The sequence below is a fragment of the Paenibacillus sp. SEL1 genome, from assembly GCF_054602535.1.
In genome coordinates, this window is sequence record NZ_CM137723.1 from 1,976,872 (window position 1) to 2,000,810 (window position 23,939).

A 23,939-nucleotide genomic window follows, 5' to 3' on the forward strand; every position below is an offset into this window, starting at 1 on the left:
TTTCAGGATTTTACAAACTCCTCTTTTGACCAATTACGTTATTTCACCTGAAATCCGCCTGCCAGGACATCCGCACTTACAAAACGCTTGGCTGCCAATAGCAGAATGATTGTTGGCAGGGTAAGAATGACCGAGAAAACAGCGCCCGTTGTGCTTGGATAATCAGCAATGATGGAATACATGATGACTGGCATTGTTTTATAGTCCGGCGTTCCGACAAGGAGTGTCCCCTGTGCTTCATCCAGTGAAGCAAGAAAGGTAAAAATGGAGGCGACCACAATGCCGGGCAGCGCCATAGGAAAGGTGATTTTCCAAAACACCCTAAATGGTCCGGCCCCAGCATCCCGCGCCGACTCCTCCTGTGCACGATGTACGCTGCGGAAGGCAGAGGAAGGAATCCAGGTCATATACATGAGCGTGTTTACCATATGGATAAGCACAATGCCTGCAAAGGTGTTCATCAACCCGAATTGGTAGAATAGTACGGCAATAGACACATACAAACCCATTTTCGGAAAAGCATGCGTAAGTAGGAATGAGAAAAGGAACCACTTACTGAACGGGAAAGAAATTCGTGCAAAGGCATAAGCAGCAGGAATACATACGATAATGGAGCAGACCGTAACGGTTATCGCAATCAGGAAGGATAGAGAAATCGAGCTGAGTACATCATCCTGGGTAAGTACAAACTTCCACCATTCCAGTGACAAGCTCTGCGGGAGCGGTGCAGGATACTGCCATTTTCCCGAAACCGCCAAAAGGAGAAGATTGGTCAGAGGACCTAGGAAAAAAATGACGAAAATGATAAGCACAATGAATTCCACAATTTTGCGTGTGCCGAGTGAGCGAAGATACCAGTTCATAATTCATCCCTCTCAAGACGTCTAGACGTCCGAATCTCTTTTCTATTTGGATTATAGAGAGGGTTTGTTATCACAAATCGACAAGGAAGATAAGATTATGTAAAGGGGGAGTATCCATTTAACACTTCACAGAATAAAAAAAGAGAGAGGCTGCTAACAGCCTCTCTCTTTGAACGTGTATCAATAGCTATATCATTCTTGTCCTACAAATAAATCGGAAGCACCTGATTCGTTTGATCGCGATTACGACCAACTGAGAAAATAGCGATTGGGATACCTGTCAGATCAGACACGCGTTGTACGTAATTGCGTGTAGTCTCAGGCAGTTCCTCCAGCGTTTTCACGCCAGTGATGTCTTCGCTCCAACCTGGCATTTCTTCATATACCGCTTCGCATTCCGCCAGCATTTTCAGGCTAGCCGGATAATGCGTAATCACCTCGCCGCGGTACTTGTAACCTGTGCAAATTTTCACCGTTTTCAGGCCAGTCAATACGTCCAGCGAGTTCAGGGAAAGCCCCGTTAATCCACTGACACGACGGGCATGACGCACAACGACGCTGTCAAACCAGCCCACACGACGAGCACGACCTGTAACCGTACCGTACTCATGACCTGTTTCACGAATGTAATCGCCGACTTCATCGTTCAGCTCAGTTGGGAAGGGTCCATCACCTACACGAGTTGTGTACGATTTAGCTACACCGATGACTTGTTGAATCTTGGATGGTCCCACACCGGAACCAATACATACGCCGCCAGCCGACGGGTTAGAGGACGTAACGTATGGATACGTACCTTGGTCGATATCGAGCATAACGCCTTGCGCACCTTCAAACAGTACCTTTTGATTTGCGTCAATCGCGTCATTCAACACGACAGACGTATCGCCTACATAAGGACGGATAAATTCAGCATATTCCAGATACTGTTTCAGTATTGCTTCTACATCCAATGGCTCGCCGCCATATACTTGTTCAATCACTTGATTTTTTTCTTTCGTTTGATGGCGCAGCTTCTTTTCGAATTCCTCTGCATCCAGCAAATCAGCAATACGAATACCGTTACGTGCAGCTTTATCCATATAAGCAGGGCCAATCCCTTTACGGGTAGTACCAATTTTGTTAGGACCTTTGCGGTCTTCTTCCAGCACATCCAGTGTCATATGGTACGGCATAATCACATGTGCACGGTCACTAATGACCAGATTTTTCGTGGAAAAGCCATTATCATGAATGTAAGTAATTTCTTCAATAAGAGCGGCTGGATTGACTACCATACCGTTGCCAATAACACACTTTTTATCTTCATAAAAAACGCCGGATGGAATCAGGCTCAGCTTGTACTTTTTACCGTCAATGAGAATCGTATGACCAGCATTGTTTCCGCCTTGGTAACGGGCCACCACTTCAGCACTTTCCGCCAGATAGTCCGTGATTTTACCTTTGCCTTCGTCTCCCCATTGTGTTCCCACAACGACTACAGTTGACATGTTTCATTCCTCCGTGGAGTGCCCACAGACACTCTGATTTTGAGCTGACACACTACGCATATCCGACTTCAACCGCCTGAGCGAGCAGATATGGAGCGTTCTCGGACAGCAGGAAAAAACGTCCGTCGCAGACATTCCGTAGGTTCGGAAAGCCCCGGGCGTATTGTTCCCCCCACTGCGTTGAAGCAGCAATATAAGTGTAACAGCACCATTTTTTAAAGTCAAATAAAAAGCGAACATTATATTACATGAAAATAGTATTGTTCGTAATTGAGAGTTTCATTCCTTATATGAAAATACGTGAATTCTATAAAAAAAGACCCTTTCGAGATCGCGAAATCCGCGTCGAAAGAGCCTTTTCTAATGATACTAATATGTTATCCGGCGAACGCATCCGAATGGGCACGCTCGTAATTAGCGAATTTATTATAATTTTTGAGAAAAACCAACTCTACCGTACCGACTGGGCCGTTACGCTGCTTGGCAATGATAATCTCAATAATATTCTTCTTTTCTGTTTCCTGATTATAGTAATCATCCCGGTACAGAAACGCCACGATATCAGCATCCTGCTCGATAGAACCCGATTCCCGCAAGTCACTCATCATCGGCCGCTTGTCTTGGCGCTGCTCCACACCCCGACTCAGCTGGGAGAGGGCAATTACAGGCACTTCAAGCTCACGAGCGATTTGTTTCAATGTCCGTGAAATTTCCGATACCTCCTGCTGCCGGTTCTCGCCTGCTTTGCCTCGTCCGTGGATCAGCTGCAAGTAGTCAATTACGATCATACCCAGTCCCTTTTCCGCTTTAAGACGACGGCATTTGGCACGGATATCAGCCACAGTGATGCCGGGTGTATCATCGATATAGATTTCTGCCTCTGACAAGGCTGCAATGCCCATCGTCAGCTTCGCCCAATCGTCGTCGCCTTTAAATTCACCTGTCCGCATGACGTTCGCGTCTAGATTGGCCTCGGCGCAAATCATCCGCTGCACGAGCTGAGCGGCCGACATCTCCAGACTGAAGATGGCTACTGTCTCTTTTGCCCGAACTGCAACGTTTTGCGCAATATTCAGAGCGAACGCTGTTTTACCTACGGATGGACGGGCGGCCACAATGATCAAGTCATTGCGCTGGAAACCCGCCGTCATCTTGTCCAAATCAACAAATCCAGACGGAATTCCGGTCGTATTGCCCTTGTTCTGATGCAGCAATTCAACGCGGTCAAACACTTCCATCACGACATCGCGGATGGCAATAAAGCCACTACCTGAGCGCCCGTTGGATATCTCCATAATCTTGCGCTCAGCATCGCTCAGCATACCAGCGACATCCTCGCCACTGCTATAGCCTTCGCTCACAATCTGTGTAGCTGCACGAATCAAGCGACGAAGCATCGCTTTTTCTTCAATGATCTGGGCATAGTAATCCACGTTAGCCGCTGTTGGCACCCCGTGAGCCAGCTTCGCCAGATAACTGACACCGCCGATATCCTCTAGCTGTCCCTTGTCCTGAATTTTCGAGGTCAGCGTAACCAAGTCAATCGGCTGTCCGGATTCACCCAGCTCAATCATTGCTTCGTAAATCATCTGATGAGCCTTATCATAAAAGTCCTCGGTCTGCACCCGCTCCATTGCGGTAATCAGTGCTTCAGACTGGAGCAAAATAGACCCGATAACCGCCTGTTCAGCCTCCAGATTTTGCGGAGGAATCCGATCAAAAAATTCGCCGCCCATAATTATTCTTCAGTCACCTGTACTTTCAGCGTAGCTTTGACCTCAGGATGAAGCTTAACGGTCATTTGAGTCACGCCCAACGTACGAATCGGTTCTTCCAGCTCAATTTTGCGTTTGTCCAGCTTGATGCCAGTTTTAGCTACTGCCTCCGCGATTTGCTTGCTTGTAATCGCGCCGAACAGCCGTCCACCTTCACCAGCCTTCGCCTTGAGCTGAACCGTTGTCTCTTCCAGCTTTTTGCCGAGTGCTTGCGCCTCTTCCTTTTCCTCTTGCTTACGCTTTTCCTCCGCAGCATTCTGATTTTCCAGCGTCTTCATATTTCCTTCTGTCGCTGGACGGGCAACACCACGCGGCAACAGGAAATTCGCTGCATAACCGTCCGAAACTTCCTTAATTTGCCCCTTCTTGCCTTGGCCCTTCATATCTTTAATGAATATCACTTTCATTCAAATAACCCCTCTTCCCCATCAATTTCGGCCAGCACGTCGACCACTCTGCGCTTAGCTTCCTCCAGCGGGCAATCCAGCTGAACCGCCGCATTCGTCAGATGTCCTCCGCCGCCTAGCCGTTCCATGACGACCTGTACGTTCATGCGTCCGAGTGAACGGGCGCTGATCCCCACCAGGCCGTCAGGACGTTCACTGACCACAAAGGAGGCCAGTACATCCGTCATATTGAGTAATGAATCCGCCACCTGAGCAATCAGGAGCTGCGGTATTTTCTGTCCGGGCTCAGTTACCGCAATTGCGATATGCCCATATATCATTTTAGCATGCTTAATAATTTCCGCCTTAGCAATATATTCATCCAGGTCCTCTTTTAACATGCGCTGGATCATAACTGTATCTGCCCCGCTACGCCGTAAAAAGCCGGCTGCCTCGAATGTACGCGAGCCTGTATGCAGGGAAAAATGCTTGGTATCCACCGTAATCCCTGCCAACAGTGATGTTGCCTCCAGCGGTGTCAGTTGGACCTTCTCATGGATATATTGCAGCAGCTCGGTCACCAGCTCACAGGCCGATGACGCATAGGGCTCCAAGTAGATCAGAACCGAATCGTTAATAAATTCCTCGCCCCGACGATGATGGTCGACAACCACCACCCGACTGGCCGTCTGCACTAGACGCGGCTCAATCGTCATGGAGGCCTTGTGCGTGTCCACCACGACCAGCAGACTGTGCTCAGTCATTAGCTGGAGCGACTGCTCTGGCGTCAGGAGCGCTTGCGATAACTTCTCATCCTTGTTTACCTGCTCCATCATTCGGTCGATAGACGGATTGGATTTATCCAGTACGATATGTGCCTCTACATTGTAAAGCGCCGCAGCCTTCCACACACCGATGGCCGCTCCCACTGCATCCATGTCCGGTATTTTGTGTCCCATAATCAGCACGCGGTCGCTCTCCTGCATCAGATCACGCAGCGCATGTGCAATGACTCGGGCACGTACCCTGGTACGCTTCTCGACAGCATTGGACTTGCCTCCGTAAAAGGACAGGCGTTGTCCCGCCTTCACTGCTGCCTGATCGCCTCCACGCCCAAGCGCCATATCTAGACTGGATTGGGCCAGCTCCCCTAGCTCCTTGATGCTCTCTGCACCAAAGGATAAGCCAATACTCAGTGTCATCGGTACTTTCAAATCCGCTGTCATTTCCCTTACGGTATCCAGAATGACGAATCGACTTTGCTCCAGCTCCTGAAGCGCTTTATGATTTAGCATAATGAGATAACGCTCGGAAGATAATCGACGCAAATAAATATTGTACTGATTAGCCCAGGATGTAATCTCGCTTGACACCTTCGCAATAAGCGCGGTGCGCTGCTGATCGTCCATCCCCTGAGCAGCCTCGTCCATATTATCGAGCATGACGATACCGAGCGCCAATCGCTCGTTTTCATACTGCTTGCGTAGCACCGCCAACTCCGTGACTTCATACAAATATATCAGACGCTCATCGGGCACGATCAGAAACTGATAATGACGCTCATCATGCTGTAGCTCCACCTTCAGCTCACGGGCAGGCTCCTTTGTTTCCTTCTTGGTGCTTAGAGCACCTGCGAGTTGAGGAAACAAATCTTGAAGAGACTCACCAATCAGTGATTGCTCCTCGAACATCTCCCCGGCAAACCGATTGTGCCATTCTACCGTTCGATTTTCACTGTATAAAATGATGCCGAACGGCAATGCGCTAATCGCTTCCCCTTCCACCCGCTTGATCCGGAAGGAAAGACCGCTGATATATTGATTCAGTTCCCGACGAAAATCCAATTCCGTCTTCAGCATCAGCCCGCCGAGCAAGAATGACAGCAGCAGTCCTATCACACCCAGTTCCCAGTTGTACATGGAAATACATATGACAAGCACCAGCAGCAGTAAAAACGCCCAGACCGTCTGATAGCCGTGCCAGCGTTTTTGTAGAAATTTAGGCATGACTGTTCACCCTATTTCTTTGATCTTGTAATAGCTTCACGCAGCGGAAAGGCCAAATCAATAATACCTATAATGCGGAGCGGCTGGAACACCAGAACGACGAGCGACAGCAGCAACGCAATCACCGGGCTCATTTTACGGCTATGCGTCCAGAAGTATACAAAACCAATCGTCTGGATAATAAAACATGCATGGATCAGCGGCAGCATACTAATGGAAACCATTTGAATCCAGCTGCTATCAGAAGACCCTGCTATCCATTCAATTACAATTGCCAGCAGATAATACCAGATCAGCGCGCGCGGTAGCCTCCACTCGCGGGCAGGCTTCATTTTGCGTACCGGTACATCGAGACTGCTCAATGCCGGACGTGCCAAAGCATGCGTAATCACCGCCAATATGAACGAGGTCACGATCAGCACATACGGAATTTTTCCAATCAGCATTGTGCCGAGTTTCTGCGTATCCTCTGCCGTCCAATTCATGTTTGAAAACATCGGATTAGCACTCAAAACCTGCTGTACAATACTTGCCGATATCGCAGCCTGATCACGAAGGTACTGCGAAAGATCAAATCCAAAGGAATACGTAGCGATAAACAGAACAACCAACAACTCGGCTAAAATAATGCCTATTCCGGTCATCAACGCTTGAAAAGCAGGTCCTCCCTTTTTATAAATCCGTCCCATCATTATTGAAGGAATCAGAAAATAAATCGCGGGGAGCAGCGAATACACATCGAGTAGCGCTATAATTAACAGCACCGGTATGACGTGGACCAGAAATCCTTTGAAAGGCAGCGATGAAAACAATACAGCGCCAGGCACAATCAGCAAAAATACGGTAATGATTCTTAATGGTGTCAATAGAGTCAGCAGCAGAAGCAAATAAATGACGCTCCATGCTACAGTTGCCAAGCGGAATTTCAACGTTTTCACCTCTTACGCATATGTTCTTCCAGTGCGGAAATGTCCTGATACCAATCCTCCAGCTGGTGTCCTTCTTTTCTGTGCTTTCTTAGCTTGTCGATGAGTAGATCATCCAATTCACGGTAAGACACTCCAAGGCGCCTCCCCAAAATATAACTGCTCATCACCAAACTCGCCAAACAATCACCGATGCGGGCTGTACTGCCTTCCCACATCGCCTTAAACAGACGGGAGACTTGGTCAAGCACCTCTGTTTTAAGCCATTCAATAACCTTGGCTCGTTTAACTACATCCATTTCTTTAGGCATATGATGAAGAGTCACACCCCTCTGAAAAAGCTTTATTCTCCATTATAGCATATCCTATTCTGAAAATAACTGTTACCCCATAGGGTAAATCGTTATTTTCGGACCAGCTTTGCTGCTTATTTTAGCTTGAAGTATTAAGCGATTCCCTGGACACAAATTTTTCACAATACTCAATAATCTGGCTGCGACGTACAATGCCAATAAACCGTTCCATATCATCTACAACGGGCACAAAGTTCTGTACCTTCGCCAAATTAATTAAATCCTCCATGTTCGCGTCAATGGATACGGGCTTCATCGTAACCCGCAGCGGAACGTCCTTAAGCATGAACTTAGAAGCGTTTTCAAAGGTGATTTTCCCCTCGGACTCTTTCATATGCCACAACAGATCACCTTCTGTAACCGTACCTGTATATCTACCTTCCTTATCCAAAATAGGAACCGCTGTAAAACGGTGATACTCCATCCGTTCCAACGTTTGCCGTAAAGTAGCATCCGCCGTTACACAAGCAACTTCCTGTTTGGGAAGCAAGAAAAAAGCGATATTCATGAGAAACGAATCCCCCTCAAAATCAAATATAAATCCATTGATTATTCACTGAATGTCCTGCTTGTCGGGAAGCCTCAGCGTCTGCGGGGTTGTATCGGAATCTAGCCAGTTGGCAATCATGAGTCTGGCATATTCAAGTTCCTGTTCATTAGCCCGGTCATAATACAGGCCCTTCTTCTTGAACCCTTCCCCCGTAATCGTAAAACTTGAAATTTGTGGATTCCCCTGCGAAATAGCTTGCTTGCCAAGCCCAGTAATAAAAGTAGGTTCCATATCGGTTTTAAAATTGGCTCCCATAATATCGAGCAGCTCCGGGATCTTGGTAATTCCGTTGATATTCAGCAGCTTATCCGCCATAGCGTTCAAAAATATTTGCTGCCGTTTTGTACGGTTGAAGTCACTATCTTCCCGATATCTAACATAATACATGGCTTCCTCACCATTATAAAGCGGCTTGCCTGCCTCAATACGGAACTTGATATGCAGCGGGTTTTTATTCTCAATGGGCTTGTCGATTGGAAGCACAACTCCACCCACTGCATTCACCGCCTCCTGAATACCCTGGAAATTAATCGTAGCATAATAATCGGCCTTATGCTCCATCAACTTCTCTACTGTAGCCATGGACATATCTTCGCCTCCGAACGCATAAGCATGCCCCAACTTATCAAAATCATCCTCGCCATCGCGATTCGGATCATGTCCGGCAATCTGTACGTACGTATCCCTTGGAATGGAAACCAAAAGCACACGCGATTCCGCGGGCCGTACTACTGCATACATAACCGTATCCGAACGACCACGCGCCTTTTCATTTGGCCTTTGATCTGTACCCAGTAACAACACTGAAAAGGGTTCCTTACGGTAAGCTACTGTCTCTTGCTGCTGTTCCCCGGATTGTCGCGGCTGATAGGATTTCTCCAGCTTGCTTTCCAACGTCGGTGATACAAACCAATCAAAAGCCACCAGTGTCAGCTGTTTGCGGAACAGGTAGCCTCCCACTGCAATCAAAAATAAAACAATACATGAAATATATAGAGCGGTAAACCTCTTTTTCTTTTTGGGCTTTCCACTGGTCCTTCTCTTATGTCTTCTCTCCATAACAGGTACCTTCCTTCTTTCCGTCACAAATCCCATCTCTTCATTAAACCAAATTGGTCCCACATGAAGCTGAAACTTCCCCTCAAAGCATAAAAGGTCTACTACCTTGTTGTCAAAAGTGTCATGGCGTGGTCAGCTCCTCGAATTCATACCAAAAAAGGCTTCGACCTCACGGTCAAAGCCCCAATTCATGTTTATATTCGTATCCTATGTAGCTTTCAAAATCATTTTTTGCCTTAATGTGGAGCCAGTTTCACCAAATTTTGCAGTCTCACCGGGAAAGAAGTCGACAGGGAAAAACCATAATCGAATAACTTCCGTGTCTGCTCAAAACGCTCTTCCTTGCTCGGTGCACCCAGCACCACAGCAACTAGCCGTCTTCCATGCTGCTCAGCTGTGCCCGTGAAGCAGTATCCAGCATCGCTTGTGTACCCTGCTTTCAGTCCGTCCGTTCCTGCGTAAGAGTACGGTCCAGCCAAGGAAGGCAGCATCCAGTTCGTATTACTAATGTAGATGCCTTTATCCTTCAACTCCATTTGCGTACGACTGGACGTTCTCAAAATCTCCGGGTGTGACGTAATCAAATAGGAGGCCAACTTTGCCGTGTCGCTTGCTGTCATTTTCGTTTCTCCCTGAATATCCTCAGGGTGATTCGGCCCCAGTTCACTCTGACCTGCCCCAGACGCATTGCTAAAGCGACTATCGGATGACAACCCGATTTGGGCAGCTTTCCCATTCATACGCTTCACAAAAGCTGATTCGTTCCCTGCTGAACGCTCCGCTAACGCGACAGCGGCATCATTCGCTGAATACACAACCATACTCTGGAACAATTCGGATACGGTCATCCTTTCACCATACCGGAGGGAGAGATTTACACCGCCCACTGTACTGGCGTAACGGCTAATTCGCACTTCATCATTCCAGCCTAACCGTCCGGCCCGAATATCCTCCAGCACCAATAACTCAGTCATGAGCTTGGACATATTTGCGGAAGGCATAGGCGTATCACCATTCACATCCATCAGCAATTCCCCAGTATGCATGTCCATCAGCACCGCAGCCTCTGCATCCACATTCGGCTTTCCGATCAATAGGCGGGGTCCAAGCGTAATAAAAATCAATATAATAAGTACCGGGACGACAATAGCCCAACGTAACCAATGTTTTTTCATCATCGTAATAACCTCCATACTTTATTAGACGATGAAAAATCCATTTTGTCTGCAATTTTTCGAAAAAAAGATACAATTTTTTTACCTTTTTTATTCCACGCCAAAATATCCGTCAATTATGCTTTCAGAATGACGGATATTTTGCTTCCTAATTATTATATTTCAGGCAAAGTGACAGGCTACAAAATGCTGATCGCCCGCATCGCGGTATACCGGAGTCTCTGTTTCACAACGTGCTTCTGCCATAGGACAACGTGTATGAAACTTGCATCCTGAAGGCGGATTGGCCGGAGATGGGATGTCTCCTTTCAACACAATCCGTTGTCTCTTGATCGTGGGATCGGGAATCGGTACAGCCGATAGTAGCGCCTTCGTGTACGGATGAAGCGGGTTACTGAACAGTTCCTCCTTGGAGGAAAGCTCTACCATTGAACCCAGATACATCACACCAATCCGGCTACACAGATGCTCGACTACACTTAGATCATGCGAGATGAACAGATAGGTCAATTGGCGTTCCTGCTGCAAATCACTTAACAAGTTAATGATCTGGGCCTGAATAGACACATCCAGAGCAGATACCGGCTCGTCAGCCACAATAAAATCAGGATTCAAAATCAAAGCCCGTGCAATCCCGATCCGCTGGCGCTGACCGCCAGAGAACTCATGCGGATACCGATCATAATGATACGAGGATAGCCCGCAAATGTTCAGCGTTTCATTGACCTTCTTCCGCAGCTCACTACGATCAATCAACCCGTGATCCAGCAACGCCTCTCCAATGGCTTCACCGACCTTAATTCTCGGATTCAGTGAGCTAAAAGGGTCCTGAAAGACGATTTGCAACTTCGGACGAAGCGCACGGATCTGCTCTTTGTTTAACGCGTGCAAGTCCTCGCCTTTATATCGTACCGATCCCTCTGTCTTATCCATCAATCTGAGAATCGTACGTCCAATCGTACTTTTGCCGCAACCCGATTCTCCTACCAGACCGAAGGATTCACCCTTATGAATGTTAAAGGATACGTCATCGACTGCTTTCACATGTCCGACAGTACGCTGAAAAATTCCGCCTGTGATCGGGAAATACTTTTTCAGGCCTTCCACTTGAATCAAAGGCTCGCTCATATCCGTTGCCCTCCTTCTTTCTCATATAGCCAGCAGGCAACCTTATGACCATTCTCCTTTTCATTCAAGGGAGGAGCCTGATCCTTGCAAATTTGCATACAATGGGCGCACCGATCATGAAAATGACAATTTTCTCCCAGCTCAATCGGGTTTGGAACCTGTCCTGGGATAGAATAGAGTCGATCCATTTTCTGATTAATGACGGGCTTCGCCTTTAATAAGCCTTGAGTATATGGATGTTGCGGATTTTTGAACAGCTCAATGACAGGCGCCTCTTCAATGACGTTTCCAGCATACATAACAACTACATAATCAGCCATTTCTGCCACGACGCCCAAGTCGTGCGTGATGAGCATAATGGACGTTTTAAGCTTATCCTTCAAATCCCGCATTAAATCCAGAATCTGAGCCTGAATCGTAACATCCAGTGCCGTTGTCGGTTCATCCGCAATCAATAGCTTCGGATTACAGCTTAATGCGATGGCAATCATGATCCGCTGGCGCATACCGCCACTCAACTCATGAGGATAGGAATGAAATATTTCCTCTGAACGTGAAATCCCCACCAAATTAATCAGCTCAATTGCCCGAGCATGTGCTTCTTTTTTACTCATTAATGTGTGCATCAGCAATGGCTCCGTGATCTGTTCCCCAATCGTAAGCACGGGATTCAGAGAAGACATGGGCTCCTGAAAAATAATCGAGATGTCATTGCCTCGAATTTGCTGCATTTGACCTTTATTGAGTTTTAGGAGGTCCTTGCCCTCAAACCAGATTTGTCCGTCTGAGGTGTGGGGAGAATCAATCAACCGCATCATCGTCATCGCTGTTACACTCTTACCGCAGCCTGATTCTCCTACCACACAGAGCGTTTCACCCTCACGAATTTTAAAACTGACGTCATTGACCGCTTTGACAGTTCCGTTAGAGGTATGAAAGTGGGTTTTCAGGTTACGAAATTCAATCAAAGCATTTTCCATAAACGTTCGTCTCCTACTTCTTCATTTTAGGGTCCAGCGCGTCACGCAAACCGTCGCCAATCAGGTTAATCGCTACAACTGTAATGAGAATACACATTCCCGGTGGAACCCATATCCAAGGCCGTTTGCGGAAGTCAATTAGGTTATTCGCAGCAGATATCATGTTCCCCCACGAAGGTGTGGGCGGCACAACGCCAATCCCCAAGTAACTGAGTGCAGATTCTGTAATAATCGCACCCGCTACTCCAAGCGTAGCCGTAACAATAATGGTAGGAATCGTGTTCGGCAGCAAATGTCGGAATATTTTGCGGCGGTCTCTCAAACCTAGCGCTTCCGTCGCCTGCATAAACTCCTGTTCACGCAGCGTGAGAATCTGCCCTCTGACCAGACGGGACAAGCTCGTCCAGCTCAGAATCCCGATAATGAGCATCAGAAAATAAATGCGATTCGACGGATCGACCTTCAAATCCGACAGAACAGCACCTAAAATAATAAGCAGCGGTAATGTAGGGAGTGCCATGAAAATATCGGCAATCCGCATAATAACCGTATCCACGCCTTTACGATAAAATCCCGCCAACGCACCCAACGTCGCTCCGATAATGACCGAAATAAACGTGGCAACTAGCCCCACCGTCAAGGAAATACGGCCGGCCAGCATCGTACGCAGCAAAATATCTCTACCAAACTTATCCGTCCCAAGCCAGTACTTAGCATTAGGCGATAAATTTTTGTCAGCTAGCTTGTAATCATCTAAATGATAAGGTGAAATCATCGGTCCAAATATACAAATGGTAACCATCAGAATTAATATAACGAGACCAGCCAAAGCCAGACGGTTTTGGTTAAAACGGCGAACGGCGATTCTCCATGGAGACGCTTCAGGACGGATCGCCGCCTTTTGATTCGTTTCAATCGTGACTGTTTCTGCGGACAATAGTATCCCTCCTACTTCAAGCGAATTCTTGGATCTGCCATGCCATACAATACATCAGAGAGCAAATTACCGATAAGCGTAAGTACCGCTAGGAAAATCGTGAAGCCCAACATAAACGGATAATCCCGCATACTGATCGACTCCAGATAGACCTGACCCACACCCGGCCACACAAATACCTTCTCCAGAATCATCGCTCCACCAAATAAGGCCGGAAGCTCGAAGCCGAGTAGTGTGATGGCTGGAATCAGTGCATTGCGCAGTGCGTGCTTGAAAATAACCGTACGTTCCTTCAGGCCTTTGGCGCGTGCGGTACGAATGTAATCCTGACGAATGACCTCCAACATGCCTGTACGGAAATACCGGGTCAGACTTCCTGTGCTCAGCATCGTAAGTACGAGTGTCGGCAGGAACATATGCTTGAGAACATCCACCATATAAGCCCATGAGCCTGGCTCCATCCCTGCTGTGGTCATGCCCCCAACCGGGAGAATCCCCCACTCCAGGGCAAATATTTTGATGACCAATAGACCAATAAAAAATGAAGGCAGCGACATACATAAGAAAATGAATAATGTGACAAACTTATCGAATAACGAATATTGGAACTTGGCTGAAAATACCCCTGCAATAACCGCAATCAACCAGCTAAATATAAGACTAAAAAAAGCGATAATAAATGAGTTCCATACATAATTGCCAATGACCTTCGTTACCGGCTGCTTATGCTGTAATGAATCTCCCATATTCCCCTTTAACATATTACCGGCCCATATAAAATAGCGTTGGTATTCCGGTTTATCCAGCCCGTAGATATGTCGTAGCTGCTGTGCCTTTTCGGCCGTCATATTCGGGTTCTGCTTGGCTGTAATATAATCACCCGGCACCATGGCTGAAATCGCAAATACGATAATGGATATGCCAATAAGTGTGGGGATGAGTTGCAGCAGTCTTCGAATAATGTACTGCTTCATATTCATTCCTCCAGACGAATAAAGTGATATGCCCAGCTCGTGAGAGCTGAGCATACGATTGGCAACCCTTATTGAGCGATCTGAGCGTTATGCAGAGTGAACTCAAAATCTTTGTATGGTGTAATTTCCAAGCCGGTTACACGTCCATTAACTGGCCACATATCTCTGCGTTGGTACATAAAAATAGTTGGCAGATCCTTGTTCAACTCTTGATAGAGATGTTTGTAAATCTGTTTGCGTTTCTCTTGATCCAGCTCATGCTTACCAGCAAGCGTTAGTTCATCGACCTTCTTATTGGAATATCCGATATCATTTTGTGCACCATTCGTAATAAAAGTCGTTGTATCCGGGTCTGGAGTTAAGCCCCAAGCCGCGAAGAACATATCAAACTTGCCTGTGTCCTTTTTATCCATAATGGCGTTAAAATCTAAAGTTTCGGAAGTCAGCTTGATGCCTAGCTCCTTATAGTTATTGGACATGATCGGTAGCAAGGCCTCTACTACTGGATTATCAGCAGTCGCAGAGAAGTTAATGATCAGCTTTTCTCCGCCCTTTTCGCGAATTCCGTCAGCACCAACCTTCCAGCCTGCCTCATCCAGCAAAGCCTTCGCCTTCGCTGTATCAAATTCATATTTGTTGATACCTTCATCCGTATAAGACCAAGATTCTGTAGATTGTGGAATGTTAATAACATTCGCATATGGACCATACACGCCCTGCACAATCTCCTTACGGTTTAAGCCAATCGTTAGAGCCTGACGTACTTTAGGGTCCTGAAATTTCTTTTCCTTGTGATTAAACGCTATATATCCATAGCCGTTTGTCGGCAGAATATTCACATCCAAGAAGCCCAGCGCCTTTAATTCCTCTACATTGTCTTCCGTAACTGTGATGTTGTCCATGTCCGTTTCGCCTGTTTGCAGCATAGACAGGTTCGTTTCTTCTGTTGTTGTTTTAAAAATAACTGATTTCACCTTTGGTGCGCCCTTGAAGTAGTTTGGATTCGCATCCAATACGACTTGTTGACCCGGGGAAAAGCTTTTCAGCACATACTGACCAGAGCCGATTGGCTTATTATTAAGCGCCTTAATGCTGTCCAGGTTACCCTTTTTGAACCCTTTTCCGTAATAAGCTTCTGGCATGAAGTATTGCTCACCCAGAAAATCCTTTGTATACGCTGTTGCTTCTGTAACGGTGACCTCTACTGTATTATCATCAATGACCTTGATCCCCGAGATATCATTTGCTTTGCCATCGTGATATTCTTTACCGCCTTTAATCTTAAAAGACAATACATCGGTTTCTCCATCATAATTCGGATCATGCAGCACTTTGAGTACAAAAGCATAATCCTTCACGGTTACTGGAGTACCGTCACTATACTTCACACCTGGTTTCAGATGGAATGTGTATTTTAGACCATCTGGCGATACATCAACCTTTTCAGCCAAACTATTTTCATATGTACCATCCGCCTTCACCTGTAAGAAGGAATCAAATACTGTTCTGACTACATATAAATCGTAAGTCGTTTGCCAGAATAGCGGGTTGAATACCCCTTTAGGTGATGTCATACCTACTACAATGTTATCTTTCCGATTAGTCGCTCCCGGAGGGTTTTGCGACAGATCAGTTGCTTTAATAACGCCCTCCGTAACAGGTGCACTTGCTTCATTCCCCTCTGTTTTATTGCCCGCATTGCCTTGCTGTGGCTGTGCCTCATTGGCACCTCCGCTACATCCTGCAAACAGAACACCAACGATCGTAAGCATCATAAGCAAAGAAACCCATTTCTTCGTCTGCATCATCCTGTTAATCCCCCTTAGTCGGTTCTTTATTTAACAGCCTGTCTCATTCCTGCGGTGATTCGTTAAAGCTTGAGGTTTGAAAATGAAGTTGGCACATCCTCCTTACTGTCTTTAATAGCGTAAACACGTGTTTTAGACCTCTGGTCAATTTTGTGCGTTAACAACCATTACATTTTTATTAAGGTTTATCTTAAGTGTAAAATAATATCACGTCAATATCTTTTTTCATGTAATATAAAAATGCAAAATATCTATTTATGTAAACTTTATGAATTTTACTTGTGGAAAATGACAAAAAACAAGATTGCATGTAATATAAAATAACATTCCGGAAGGCCGAAATGTTTACTCTGGCGAGTCGAGGAGCTTGCAATTTCACAAGCCATTAAAAGGTATGCTATGGTTTATGGGTAAACATGGATTGTATTATTAGTAAGTTACAATAGATGGCACTTGTTGTCAATATAAAAGATCACAAAAAAAAAGACATTCCCGGGATCGGGAACGTCTCTTTTTTCCGCCCACTACTATTCAGTAGTGTAAGGAAGCAATGCGATTTGACGGGAACGTTTAACAGCGATTGTCAACATACGTTGATATTTCGCGCTTGTTCCAGTCACACGACGAGGAAGAATTTTTCCACGTTCGCTGATGAATTTTTTAAGCAGGTCTGTATCTTTATAGTCAATGTGAGTAATTTTGTTCACAGTGAAGAAACATACTTTACGACGTTTGTTGCGACCACCACGACGAGCTGGTCTTTTGTTATCGTCTCCGCCTTCTCTTTGTCTGAAGCCCATTCTTTGTCAGTCCTTTCCCAATTAAAATGGTAAATCATCATCCGAAATATCGATCGGTTTTCCGTCATCGGAAAAAGGATCCTGATTGTTTCGCGAGTTATTATTCCCGCGTCCACTATTGCTGTTACCGCCTCCGAAAGGAGACTCCTCACGCGCAGCTCCACCGCTATTGCCGCCACCGTTACCGCCATCGCGGTTAGATTCCAAGAAACGCACATTATCAGCTACAATTTCAGTCACGTATACACGTTTTCCTTCATTGTTCTCATAATTACGCACCTGGACACGGCCTTCAACAGCCGTTAAACGACCTTTGCGAAGATAGTTAGCGCATGTTTCAGCAAGCTGACGCCAGGTTACGATCGGCAAGAAATCCGCTTCCCGTTCGCCGCCTTGACTCGTAAACGGACGGTCTACAGCCAGGGTGAACTGGGTTACTGCTACACCAGACGGTGTATAGCGCAGCTCTGGATCTTTGGTCAAACGACCGATCAGAATGACACGGTTCAACAATCCAATCCCCTCCTTTGAGCGTTGTTCATTACATAATCACGTACAATAATTAAGCTACGTCGTTCGTAATGAGATAACGAATTACTTCGTCAGAAATTTTCATGATACGCTCAAGCTCAGTAACAACAGCAGGTTCTGCTGTGAAGTTTACCAGAACGAAAGAACCATCACGGAATTTCTTGATCTCATACGCAAGACGGCGTTTAGTTACATCGTGACTCGTAATTTCGCCACCGCCGTTAGAGATGATACCTTGGAATTTATCGACTGTCGCTTGAACAGCTTCTTGTTCAATGTCAGGACGAATAATATACATCGCTTCATATTTGCGCATTCTTTACACCTCCTTATGGACATAAGGCCCTCAATCTCAGTTGAGAGCAAGGAACGAGCCTAAGCTCGCACTAAAACAGTTTACCAAATCGAGCAACTGAATGCAACCTACAAATTCAATACACAAGCCTAATACGGCTAAATACACTGTATATCATTAGCTTTATACAATTTTATAGAACATCAAAAATTTCGCATATATAAAGGAAATCATTTGATTCACTCACTATCTGTATACCCGATTTCGCATGTTTCTGTTCAAGACAGCGCACAATAACCGTTGCAGTTCAAATTCATTTATCTAAGGAGGCACCACCGTATGGGTGAAAAGACTGAGTTCGAACCAGGGGATAAGGTCCCAAACGACGGCGTATACATGGAGGTCGGAGAAAAGAGCTTCCATACTGAAATCCAAAACCCACAGCAAGTAACGCTGGAAAGAGGCGATTCTTTTCCCGAGACCGCCAACCATAATCGCAAATGGAAGAAAAAAACGAAAGCTCGTGTCCACTAATGTATATTTCCTCGGAATCCTGGCCATATTATGATTAGGCGATACAACAGAGAGGTGTGGTTCCGTTGGACGACGTAGCCGGACAAACTGTTAGGAGATCCATTCCGGGCATTAGAAGCGTTAGGTTTGTGTAAAAGGACACTGTCTTTTCAACACGGTATTGCTTGTCAGTACACCGAGTTTCATGATGTGATTGGACAGATCGTATCCTGTTAAAAATGTATCGCCTACGATGGAGGACCTTTGTGGTCCTCCTTTGTTGCATTATCGGACTTTTTGCATATCCTGGTAAAATGCAGATTAATTCAGCTCCTTCTGCTAGAATATATCCAAGTACAAAGACCTACTATCTACGGAGGTTTAAAGATGAGCTATTCTCGAATATTAAAGTGGATATCAGGTATATTCGAATTGGTGCTTGCCGTACCGATTGTGGGGGGAGCTATTGTCATGGGGACCGGCTACTCGGCTCTGGGATTTATGCTTGTCCTACACGCAGTAACACTTATCCTGTCGTTACGCAATCAGGAAGCGATCTACGGCTCCGTATGGGGAGTACTCACTTCTTTGCTGGCCTGGATACCCTTTGTAGGCTGGGCTCTCCATTTGATTGCAGCGATCCTTCTGATGATCTCTGGCTCAAAAAAAACAAAACGCTATCATTACCCGCCTAACCAGCTATAACAAAAAAAGTGCTCCTAACGGCAATGTTTCTCTGCTGTCAGGAGCATTTTTTTGCTATAACGCCTTATTCATTCCCCAATAGATTTGTAATCGTTTCTTCCATCTTACCCTCATGGTTTATCTTAGTGCTTTTCACTTTATCACACTCTGTTGACCTTTTATTCCACAAACAAAAAATCCCCTACGTCACAGACGTAAGAGATTGGTTTATTTAATGAAGTTAGTGGCGGAAAGAGTGGGAGTCGAACCCACGCACGCCTTGCGACGCCTAACTGATTTCGAGTCAGCCCCCTTAGACCTCTTGGGTACCTTTCCGCAGCAAGGATAATTATATCATCATTGCAACTGTGACGCAAGCTGATTCTGGTTCATCGCCATTCATCTTTCTTAGCTCAATTTGCTTCTGTGTTTTGCTCGTCGGCATTAGCCTTTGATCGCAGCACTTTCTTCATATTCTTTTCGAACTTGGCACGTGGAATCAGCACACTATGCTGGCAACCGACACATTTGATTCGAATATCCATCCCCATGCGGATAATTTCCATTTCATTCGTTCCACACGGATGAGGCTTCTTCATCTGTACAATGTCCCCTAGTTCAAATGACTTACGCTCCACCCTTCTCTCCCCCTTTTCTTCCTTGTTCATCTTCTTTTTCTAGGGTTATCGCTGTCTCCAAGGCGGCCTGACGATGTTCCTCATCCTCTAGGGCCTTCTTGATGTTATTCTGAATATCACGCTCTACCACGGCCCCTGTATTCGGCATACATTCTGCCACAACACGCACAATATACTCTGAGGTAGTCATGGACTGAACCCCTAACACATCCGGTATATTAAGTATCTGTACATTGGACTCTTCAATACCTTGGATTGCCTGTTTTACCAAACCAACTGCTTCCTCTAGGCTACGCTCGGCCTTCATTGGCACATCCACTACCGCTAACGCGTTGGACATGGAGAAGTTCGTTACCGTTGTAATTGAGCCGTTTGGTAAAATGTACACCTCACCTTTCCAGCTCACCAGTCTGGTTGTACGCAGCCCGATCATTTCTACTGTACCCTTGAAAGTACCTGTCTGAATGACATCTCCTACGGCAAATTGATCTTCAAAAATAATAAAGAATCCGGTAATTACATCCTTAACCAAACTCTGTGCCCCAAAACCAACAGCCAATCCAAGCACTCCAGCTCCAGCAATCAGAGGGCCGAGATTAATACCCATTTGCGATAGCACCAGCATAATCAAAATGAAATTAAATACAATATTGGTTACATTTTTCAGCAGTTCCCCAACAGTCGTTAAGCGCCTTGTATTCAATCGGAACCTGCCGTTATCTCCCTTTTGTTGCATCGACTTATCTATAATTTTATTAATAACTCGAATAAAGATACGTGTGATGATAAAAATAATCGCTATTTTCAAAATCACAAACAAAAGGGTCGACCACATCGTACTATCAGTGAGCCATTTCCATACAGCATCCTTCCATTGAATCGCATCTTTCACTACGTCATCCGTACCTACATTACCGGCCAACCAATGTATTAAGGTCATGCTGTACTCCTCCTTAAACAAGGGAACTACTCTTCCTGCTTCCCGAATTCTATTTCCTACTATATAAGCTTATCTACTGACTTCAAACATATGGCTATGAATAATCTACTTTCTTCGAGTATAAAAGCACAAGTTTATCCATATACTAGCTACTATCTTGAGCATAAATGTTACCCGCAGGCTAATTGTTATTCTCCAAGGTACAGCGAGCGTAACCCACACACTCCATTACAGAGCGAAAGGAAGATTCCATGACTCATCCATCTGACTTCATTCCGGGGCAAGAACCCCTAAGCTTAAAAATATCACACACAGACCCCGGGATCCAATCAGCCATCATCCATCGTCTGCTGTTTCATCTGCACCAGGCGCCGAGTCTGCAAAATATCGTCATTATTTGCATCGGCACCGACCGTTCCACTGGAGATTGCCTGGGTCCGCTCGTAGGTACGCATTTAGCACGCTACAAAAGCCCTCTGTTTAACCTATACGGTACATTAGAGGAGCCTGTACATGCCATGAACCTGCAAACGACGCTAAACAGTATACAAGACCGGTATGAACAGCCTTATATCATTGGTATAGATGCATGTCTTGGACAAACCTCCAGTGTTGGATGCATTCAGGTTTCAGAAGGCCCTCTCAAGCCAGGAGCAGGTGTGAATAAAGAATTACCGCCGGTCGGCGATATCCATTTGACTGGTATCGTTAACGTCGGCGGCTTCATGGAATACTTCGTGCTGCAAAATACGAGACTAAATTTGGTAATGAAATTATCAGATATCATTGCTGGTAGCCTATACTCCGCGATTAAGGAGTGGCATTACCGTTCTGTCCTGCTTGCCGCGCAAGAGTAACGGCTTCTTTTTCTTCAGGTGATAAGGAATAGGTGGATTGTCCCGCTTCTAGAGGCTTGGCATACACATATGAACCATCTCGGTTATAAATGCCGGTTAATACCATACCATCCTGATTGTCGTCTACAATAGCCAGAGAGAAGCTTAAATCACTTCCTCTCTCACCAAAGGCATTATAACGTTTAATGCCTATATGTCCCTTCAAGCCAGTCAGTTTGCTGCGTAGTGATTTCATACTTGCACGATGGGTTTCCTGCTCATCCTCAATCGTATCCATCTGTACCTTTAAATCAATCAGCAGCGTTTCCAAATTCTCGACACCGCTGCCTGCCATCATGGTTTCATACTTTCGCCGCATCTTCTTCAGCTTTGCACCCTGCACGATAATAACAATCAACAGGATGAGCAAAATAAGCACGATCCCTGCAACGATTCCGGCAAGCTGTTCCATGATTAGTCCATTCAATTCAGCCATATGCTTGCTTCTACTCCTCTACCTCAAAAATCATGTACCTGCATACTTATATTTTATACGTTTGAGAACAGCGAAACAAATAACACAAGGCTATTAGTTTATCCATCAAAACCATTCTAATTCCTGCAATTCCAGACAAAGCAAAGACATATCTCACTTTCCATTTTGCTCAAGGAGACATGTCCATATTTCAACAAACTACTGTAATAGCTCCAGTAATCTTTCCAAATCCTGCTGGCTGTAATAATTCAATTCAATTTTGCCTTTATCCTTATTGTGCTTGATCTTTACAGTTGTTTTAAAGCGTTCACGCAGGGACTCTTCCATATGGTCAATATAGGGGTCCTTTTTCCGTACCTTTGCTTTGGCTTTCGCCTCACCAGGTTTATGATCCAACTGCTGTACAGCTTCCTCCAGTTCGCGAACACTCCACTGCTGTTCAATACATTGCTGTGCTAACTGTTTCACCATGTCTGGATCTTTGAGTCCAACAATAGCCCTAGCGTGCCCCATAGACAATGTTCCACGTGAAACATGATCTTTAACTTCTTCAGGTAATGCGAGCAAACGAAGGAAATTGGCAATATGAGAACGTGATTTTCCCACTTTCATGGACAACTCTTCCTGAGTTAAAGAAAATTGATCCATCAATCCCTGATAAGCCACTGCCACTTCCATTGCATTCAAATTCTCACGCTGCAAATTCTCAATCAGGGCAATCTCCATCACTTGCTGATCCGTAAAATTGCGAACAACTACAGGTATAGTCGGATTCCCACAAAATTGAGACGCCCGAAACCGCCTTTCCCCGGCTATGATTTCATATCCTCGCAATACACTACGTGCAATAATAGGTTGGATAACACCGTGTTGACGAATGGATTCGGCTAATTCTTTAATGGACTCTTCATCAAACGTTTTTCGAGGCTGGTACGGGTTTGCACGCAACTGGCTGAGCGGAATGTCAACAACCTTATCTTCTTCATTGACCATAAGGGAGGGAATGAGTGCATCAAGTCCTTTTCCCAACCGTTTACTCATAAGATACCACTTCCTTTGCCAACTCAATATATACCTCTGCCCCACGGGAACGGGGATCATACGTAATAATGGACTGGCCATGTGATGGTGCTTCGCTGAGTCTCACATTGCGTGGAATAATCGTCTGATAAACCTTGCTTTGAAAATACTTTTTCACTTCTTCAATCACCTGAATACCCAAGTTCGTGCGGGCATCAAACATGGTTAACAACACACCTTCAATTTGCAGTGAGGTGTTCAGATGTTTTTGCACTAATCGTACGGTATTTAACAATTGACTTAATCCTTCTAATGCGTAATATTCACACTGGATTGGAATAATGACTGAATCGGAAGCTGTCAATGAATTAAGCGTCAAAATACCCAGCGATGGCGGGCAATCAATTAATATATAATCATAATTATGCTTAACGAGTTGAAGCGATCTTTTTAATCTCAATTCGCGAGAAATGGTCGGCACCAGTTCAATTTCCGCGCCTGCTAACTGAATGGTTGCCGGAATAATATCTAATCCCTCAACCTGTGTACTCATAATAGCTTCGCTAGGATCAACCTCGTTAATGAGTACATCATAAATGCAATTTGCCACGTCCGCCTTATTGATACCCACACCGCTGGTTGTATTACCTTGCGGGTCGATATCCACGAGCAATACCCTTTTGCCGAGGGAAGCAAGTCCGGCGCCCAAATTAACGGAAGTAGTTGTTTTGCCTACTCCGCCCTTTTGATTGGCTACGGCTATTATTTTTGACACT

At 45.5% G+C, this 23,939-nt stretch carries 26 protein-coding genes and 1 tRNA gene; 3 read left to right on the forward strand and 24 right to left on the reverse strand.

From position 1 onward, the window contains the following. Positions 1-38 precede the first annotated feature (38 nt). The 18 genes from ACYCSE_RS09105 to rpsF all read right to left on the reverse strand — a co-directional run bounded on the left by ACYCSE_RS09105 (position 39) and on the right by rpsF (position 18,057). A complete protein-coding gene (locus tag ACYCSE_RS09105) occupies positions 39-863 on the reverse strand; it encodes an ABC transporter permease (protein ID WP_039272106.1) in 825 nt (274 codons plus the stop codon). A gap of 203 nt (positions 864-1,066) precedes the next feature. Continuing rightward, on the reverse strand, positions 1,067-2,353 hold the full coding sequence (locus ACYCSE_RS09110; RefSeq protein WP_029518946.1) for an adenylosuccinate synthase: 1,287 nt from the start codon (positions 2,351-2,353) through the stop codon (positions 1,067-1,069). A 377-nt stretch (positions 2,354-2,730) separates the two neighbouring features. Continuing rightward, positions 2,731-4,089, reverse strand: a complete 1,359-nt coding sequence (dnaB, locus tag ACYCSE_RS09115) for a replicative DNA helicase (RefSeq protein WP_013373892.1) — start codon at positions 4,087-4,089, stop codon at positions 2,731-2,733. A 2-nt stretch (positions 4,090-4,091) separates the two neighbouring features. Then, positions 4,092-4,535: a 50S ribosomal protein L9 gene (rplI, locus tag ACYCSE_RS09120; protein WP_013312788.1), complete on the reverse strand. Its 444-nt coding sequence runs from the start codon at positions 4,533-4,535 to the stop codon at positions 4,092-4,094. Then, the gene (locus tag ACYCSE_RS09125) at positions 4,532-6,520 is read right to left on the reverse strand and encodes a DHH family phosphoesterase (RefSeq protein ID WP_039272108.1); all 1,989 of its coding nucleotides are present in this window, start codon (positions 6,518-6,520) and stop codon (positions 4,532-4,534) included. The genes rplI and ACYCSE_RS09125 overlap by 4 nt, the downstream gene beginning before the upstream one ends. 11 nt (positions 6,521-6,531) lie before the next feature. Continuing rightward, positions 6,532-7,449, reverse strand: a complete 918-nt coding sequence (locus tag ACYCSE_RS09130) for a DUF2232 domain-containing protein (RefSeq protein WP_459702096.1) — start codon at positions 7,447-7,449, stop codon at positions 6,532-6,534. Positions 7,450-7,454: 5 nt separating this feature from the next. After that, entirely contained in the window at positions 7,455-7,757 is a 303-nt protein-coding gene (locus ACYCSE_RS09135) for a MazG-like family protein (RefSeq protein ID WP_013312791.1), read from the reverse strand. A 121-nt stretch (positions 7,758-7,878) separates the two neighbouring features. Continuing rightward, the gene (locus tag ACYCSE_RS09140) at positions 7,879-8,307 is read right to left on the reverse strand and encodes a CBS domain-containing protein (RefSeq protein WP_013312792.1); all 429 of its coding nucleotides are present in this window, start codon (positions 8,305-8,307) and stop codon (positions 7,879-7,881) included. A 45-nt stretch (positions 8,308-8,352) separates the two neighbouring features. Further along, on the reverse strand, positions 8,353-9,408 hold the full coding sequence (locus ACYCSE_RS09145; protein ID WP_452567841.1) for an LCP family protein: 1,056 nt from the start codon (positions 9,406-9,408) through the stop codon (positions 8,353-8,355). A 236-nt stretch (positions 9,409-9,644) separates the two neighbouring features. Then, a complete protein-coding gene (locus ACYCSE_RS09150) occupies positions 9,645-10,586 on the reverse strand; it encodes a D-alanyl-D-alanine carboxypeptidase family protein (protein ID WP_061830438.1) in 942 nt (313 codons plus the stop codon). A gap of 159 nt (positions 10,587-10,745) precedes the next feature. Further along, on the reverse strand, positions 10,746-11,711 hold the full coding sequence (locus ACYCSE_RS09155; RefSeq protein WP_254328001.1) for an ABC transporter ATP-binding protein: 966 nt from the start codon (positions 11,709-11,711) through the stop codon (positions 10,746-10,748). Continuing rightward, the gene (locus ACYCSE_RS09160) at positions 11,708-12,691 is read right to left on the reverse strand and encodes an ABC transporter ATP-binding protein (RefSeq protein ID WP_149034876.1); all 984 of its coding nucleotides are present in this window, start codon (positions 12,689-12,691) and stop codon (positions 11,708-11,710) included. The genes ACYCSE_RS09155 and ACYCSE_RS09160 overlap by 4 nt, the downstream gene beginning before the upstream one ends. A 13-nt stretch (positions 12,692-12,704) precedes the next feature. Then, a complete protein-coding gene (gene opp4C / locus ACYCSE_RS09165) occupies positions 12,705-13,628 on the reverse strand; it encodes an oligopeptide ABC transporter permease (protein ID WP_459702097.1) in 924 nt (307 codons plus the stop codon). Positions 13,629-13,639: 11 nt separating this feature from the next. After that, positions 13,640-14,602, reverse strand: a complete 963-nt coding sequence (locus ACYCSE_RS09170; RefSeq protein ID WP_061830440.1) for an ABC transporter permease — start codon at positions 14,600-14,602, stop codon at positions 13,640-13,642. Positions 14,603-14,670: 68 nt separating this feature from the next. Beyond that, positions 14,671-16,410 (reverse strand): ABC transporter substrate-binding protein, encoded by a 1,740-nt coding sequence (locus tag ACYCSE_RS09175; RefSeq protein ID WP_459702099.1) that lies wholly within the window; start codon positions 16,408-16,410, stop codon positions 14,671-14,673. Between the two features lie 527 nt (positions 16,411-16,937). Continuing rightward, on the reverse strand, positions 16,938-17,210 hold the full coding sequence (gene rpsR, locus ACYCSE_RS09180; protein WP_013312800.1) for a 30S ribosomal protein S18: 273 nt from the start codon (positions 17,208-17,210) through the stop codon (positions 16,938-16,940). Between the two features lie 21 nt (positions 17,211-17,231). Then, positions 17,232-17,723 (reverse strand): single-stranded DNA-binding protein, encoded by a 492-nt coding sequence (gene ssb / locus ACYCSE_RS09185; protein WP_013312801.1) that lies wholly within the window; start codon positions 17,721-17,723, stop codon positions 17,232-17,234. 49 nt (positions 17,724-17,772) lie between these two features. Next, a complete protein-coding gene (rpsF, locus tag ACYCSE_RS09190) occupies positions 17,773-18,057 on the reverse strand; it encodes a 30S ribosomal protein S6 (RefSeq protein ID WP_013312802.1) in 285 nt (94 codons plus the stop codon). A 318-nt stretch (positions 18,058-18,375) separates the two neighbouring features. On the opposite strand from rpsF, the gene ACYCSE_RS09195 reads away from it, so the two are divergent. Then, positions 18,376-18,570, forward strand: coding sequence for a YjzC family protein (locus ACYCSE_RS09195; protein WP_013312803.1), 195 nt, complete (start codon positions 18,376-18,378; stop codon positions 18,568-18,570). Between the two features lie 366 nt (positions 18,571-18,936). Beyond that, positions 18,937-19,254: a hypothetical protein gene (locus tag ACYCSE_RS09200; RefSeq protein WP_013312804.1), complete on the forward strand. Its 318-nt coding sequence runs from the start codon at positions 18,937-18,939 to the stop codon at positions 19,252-19,254. Positions 19,255-19,478: 224 nt separating this feature from the next. Here the strand turns inward: ACYCSE_RS09200 and ACYCSE_RS09205 are convergent. The 3 genes from ACYCSE_RS09205 to ACYCSE_RS09215 form a co-directional block, all read right to left on the reverse strand. Next, positions 19,479-19,569 (reverse strand) — tRNA-Ser (locus ACYCSE_RS09205). 77 nt (positions 19,570-19,646) lie between these two features. Continuing rightward, positions 19,647-19,871, reverse strand: coding sequence for a DUF951 domain-containing protein (locus tag ACYCSE_RS09210; protein ID WP_025723137.1), 225 nt, complete (start codon positions 19,869-19,871; stop codon positions 19,647-19,649). Next, entirely contained in the window at positions 19,861-20,811 is a 951-nt protein-coding gene (locus tag ACYCSE_RS09215; RefSeq protein WP_235306825.1) for a mechanosensitive ion channel family protein, read from the reverse strand. Before ACYCSE_RS09215 ends, ACYCSE_RS09210 begins: the two co-directional genes overlap by 11 nt. Before the next feature lie 251 nt (positions 20,812-21,062). On the opposite strand from ACYCSE_RS09215, the gene yyaC reads away from it, so the two are divergent. Continuing rightward, positions 21,063-21,668 carry a spore protease YyaC gene (gene yyaC, locus ACYCSE_RS09220; RefSeq protein ID WP_254327999.1) on the forward strand — a complete coding sequence of 202 codons (606 nt, stop codon included), beginning with the start codon at positions 21,063-21,065 and terminating at the stop codon, positions 21,666-21,668. On the opposite strand, the gene ACYCSE_RS09225 is transcribed toward yyaC, so the two are convergent. The 3 genes from ACYCSE_RS09225 to ACYCSE_RS09235 form a co-directional block, all read right to left on the reverse strand. Next, a complete protein-coding gene (locus tag ACYCSE_RS09225) occupies positions 21,622-22,143 on the reverse strand; it encodes a DUF4446 family protein (protein WP_459702100.1) in 522 nt (173 codons plus the stop codon). The genes yyaC and ACYCSE_RS09225 overlap by 47 nt on opposite strands. A gap of 198 nt (positions 22,144-22,341) precedes the next feature. Next, complete coding sequence (locus ACYCSE_RS09230) at positions 22,342-23,184, reverse strand: ParB/RepB/Spo0J family partition protein (RefSeq protein ID WP_039272130.1); 843 nt, start codon at positions 23,182-23,184, stop codon at positions 22,342-22,344. Then, the gene (locus tag ACYCSE_RS09235; RefSeq protein ID WP_013312810.1) at positions 23,177-23,938 is read right to left on the reverse strand and encodes a ParA family protein; all 762 of its coding nucleotides are present in this window, start codon (positions 23,936-23,938) and stop codon (positions 23,177-23,179) included. Before ACYCSE_RS09235 ends, ACYCSE_RS09230 begins: the two co-directional genes overlap by 8 nt. Between the last annotated feature and the right edge of the window lies 1 nt (position 23,939).

What these genes read in the sequence shown, in the direction of transcription:
- ACYCSE_RS09105 (WP_039272106.1), bottom strand. Translation starts at nt 863, where the DNA reads ATGAACTGGTATCTTCGCTCACTCGGCACACGCAAAATTGTGGAATTC.
- ACYCSE_RS09110 (WP_029518946.1), bottom strand. Translation starts at nt 2,353, where the DNA reads ATGTCAACTGTAGTCGTTGTGGGAACACAATGGGGAGACGAAGGCAAA.
- dnaB (WP_013373892.1), bottom strand. Translation starts at nt 4,089, where the DNA reads ATGGGCGGCGAATTTTTTGATCGGATTCCTCCGCAAAATCTGGAGGCT.
- rplI (WP_013312788.1), bottom strand. Translation starts at nt 4,535, where the DNA reads ATGAAAGTGATATTCATTAAAGATATGAAGGGCCAAGGCAAGAAGGGG.
- ACYCSE_RS09125 (WP_039272108.1), bottom strand. Translation starts at nt 6,520, where the DNA reads ATGCCTAAATTTCTACAAAAACGCTGGCACGGCTATCAGACGGTCTGG.
- ACYCSE_RS09135 (WP_013312791.1), bottom strand. Translation starts at nt 7,757, where the DNA reads ATGCCTAAAGAAATGGATGTAGTTAAACGAGCCAAGGTTATTGAATGG.
- ACYCSE_RS09140 (WP_013312792.1), bottom strand. Translation starts at nt 8,307, where the DNA reads ATGAATATCGCTTTTTTCTTGCTTCCCAAACAGGAAGTTGCTTGTGTA.
- ACYCSE_RS09145 (WP_452567841.1), bottom strand. Translation starts at nt 9,408, where the DNA reads ATGGAGAGAAGACATAAGAGAAGGACCAGTGGAAAGCCCAAAAAGAAA.
- ACYCSE_RS09150 (WP_061830438.1), bottom strand. Translation starts at nt 10,586, where the DNA reads ATGATGAAAAAACATTGGTTACGTTGGGCTATTGTCGTCCCGGTACTT.
- ACYCSE_RS09155 (WP_254328001.1), bottom strand. Translation starts at nt 11,711, where the DNA reads ATGAGCGAGCCTTTGATTCAAGTGGAAGGCCTGAAAAAGTATTTCCCG.
- ACYCSE_RS09160 (WP_149034876.1), bottom strand. Translation starts at nt 12,691, where the DNA reads ATGGAAAATGCTTTGATTGAATTTCGTAACCTGAAAACCCACTTTCAT.
- ACYCSE_RS09170 (WP_061830440.1), bottom strand. Translation starts at nt 14,602, where the DNA reads ATGAAGCAGTACATTATTCGAAGACTGCTGCAACTCATCCCCACACTT.
- ACYCSE_RS09175 (WP_459702099.1), bottom strand. Translation starts at nt 16,410, where the DNA reads ATGATGCAGACGAAGAAATGGGTTTCTTTGCTTATGATGCTTACGATC.
- rpsR (WP_013312800.1), bottom strand. Translation starts at nt 17,210, where the DNA reads ATGGGCTTCAGACAAAGAGAAGGCGGAGACGATAACAAAAGACCAGCT.
- rpsF (WP_013312802.1), bottom strand. Translation starts at nt 18,057, where the DNA reads ATGCGCAAATATGAAGCGATGTATATTATTCGTCCTGACATTGAACAA.
- ACYCSE_RS09195 (WP_013312803.1), top strand. Translation starts at nt 18,376, where the DNA reads ATGGGTGAAAAGACTGAGTTCGAACCAGGGGATAAGGTCCCAAACGAC.
- ACYCSE_RS09200 (WP_013312804.1), top strand. Translation starts at nt 18,937, where the DNA reads ATGAGCTATTCTCGAATATTAAAGTGGATATCAGGTATATTCGAATTG.
- ACYCSE_RS09215 (WP_235306825.1), bottom strand. Translation starts at nt 20,811, where the DNA reads ATGACCTTAATACATTGGTTGGCCGGTAATGTAGGTACGGATGACGTA.
- yyaC (WP_254327999.1), top strand. Translation starts at nt 21,063, where the DNA reads ATGACTCATCCATCTGACTTCATTCCGGGGCAAGAACCCCTAAGCTTA.
- ACYCSE_RS09225 (WP_459702100.1), bottom strand. Translation starts at nt 22,143, where the DNA reads ATGGCTGAATTGAATGGACTAATCATGGAACAGCTTGCCGGAATCGTT.
- ACYCSE_RS09230 (WP_039272130.1), bottom strand. Translation starts at nt 23,184, where the DNA reads ATGAGTAAACGGTTGGGAAAAGGACTTGATGCACTCATTCCCTCCCTT.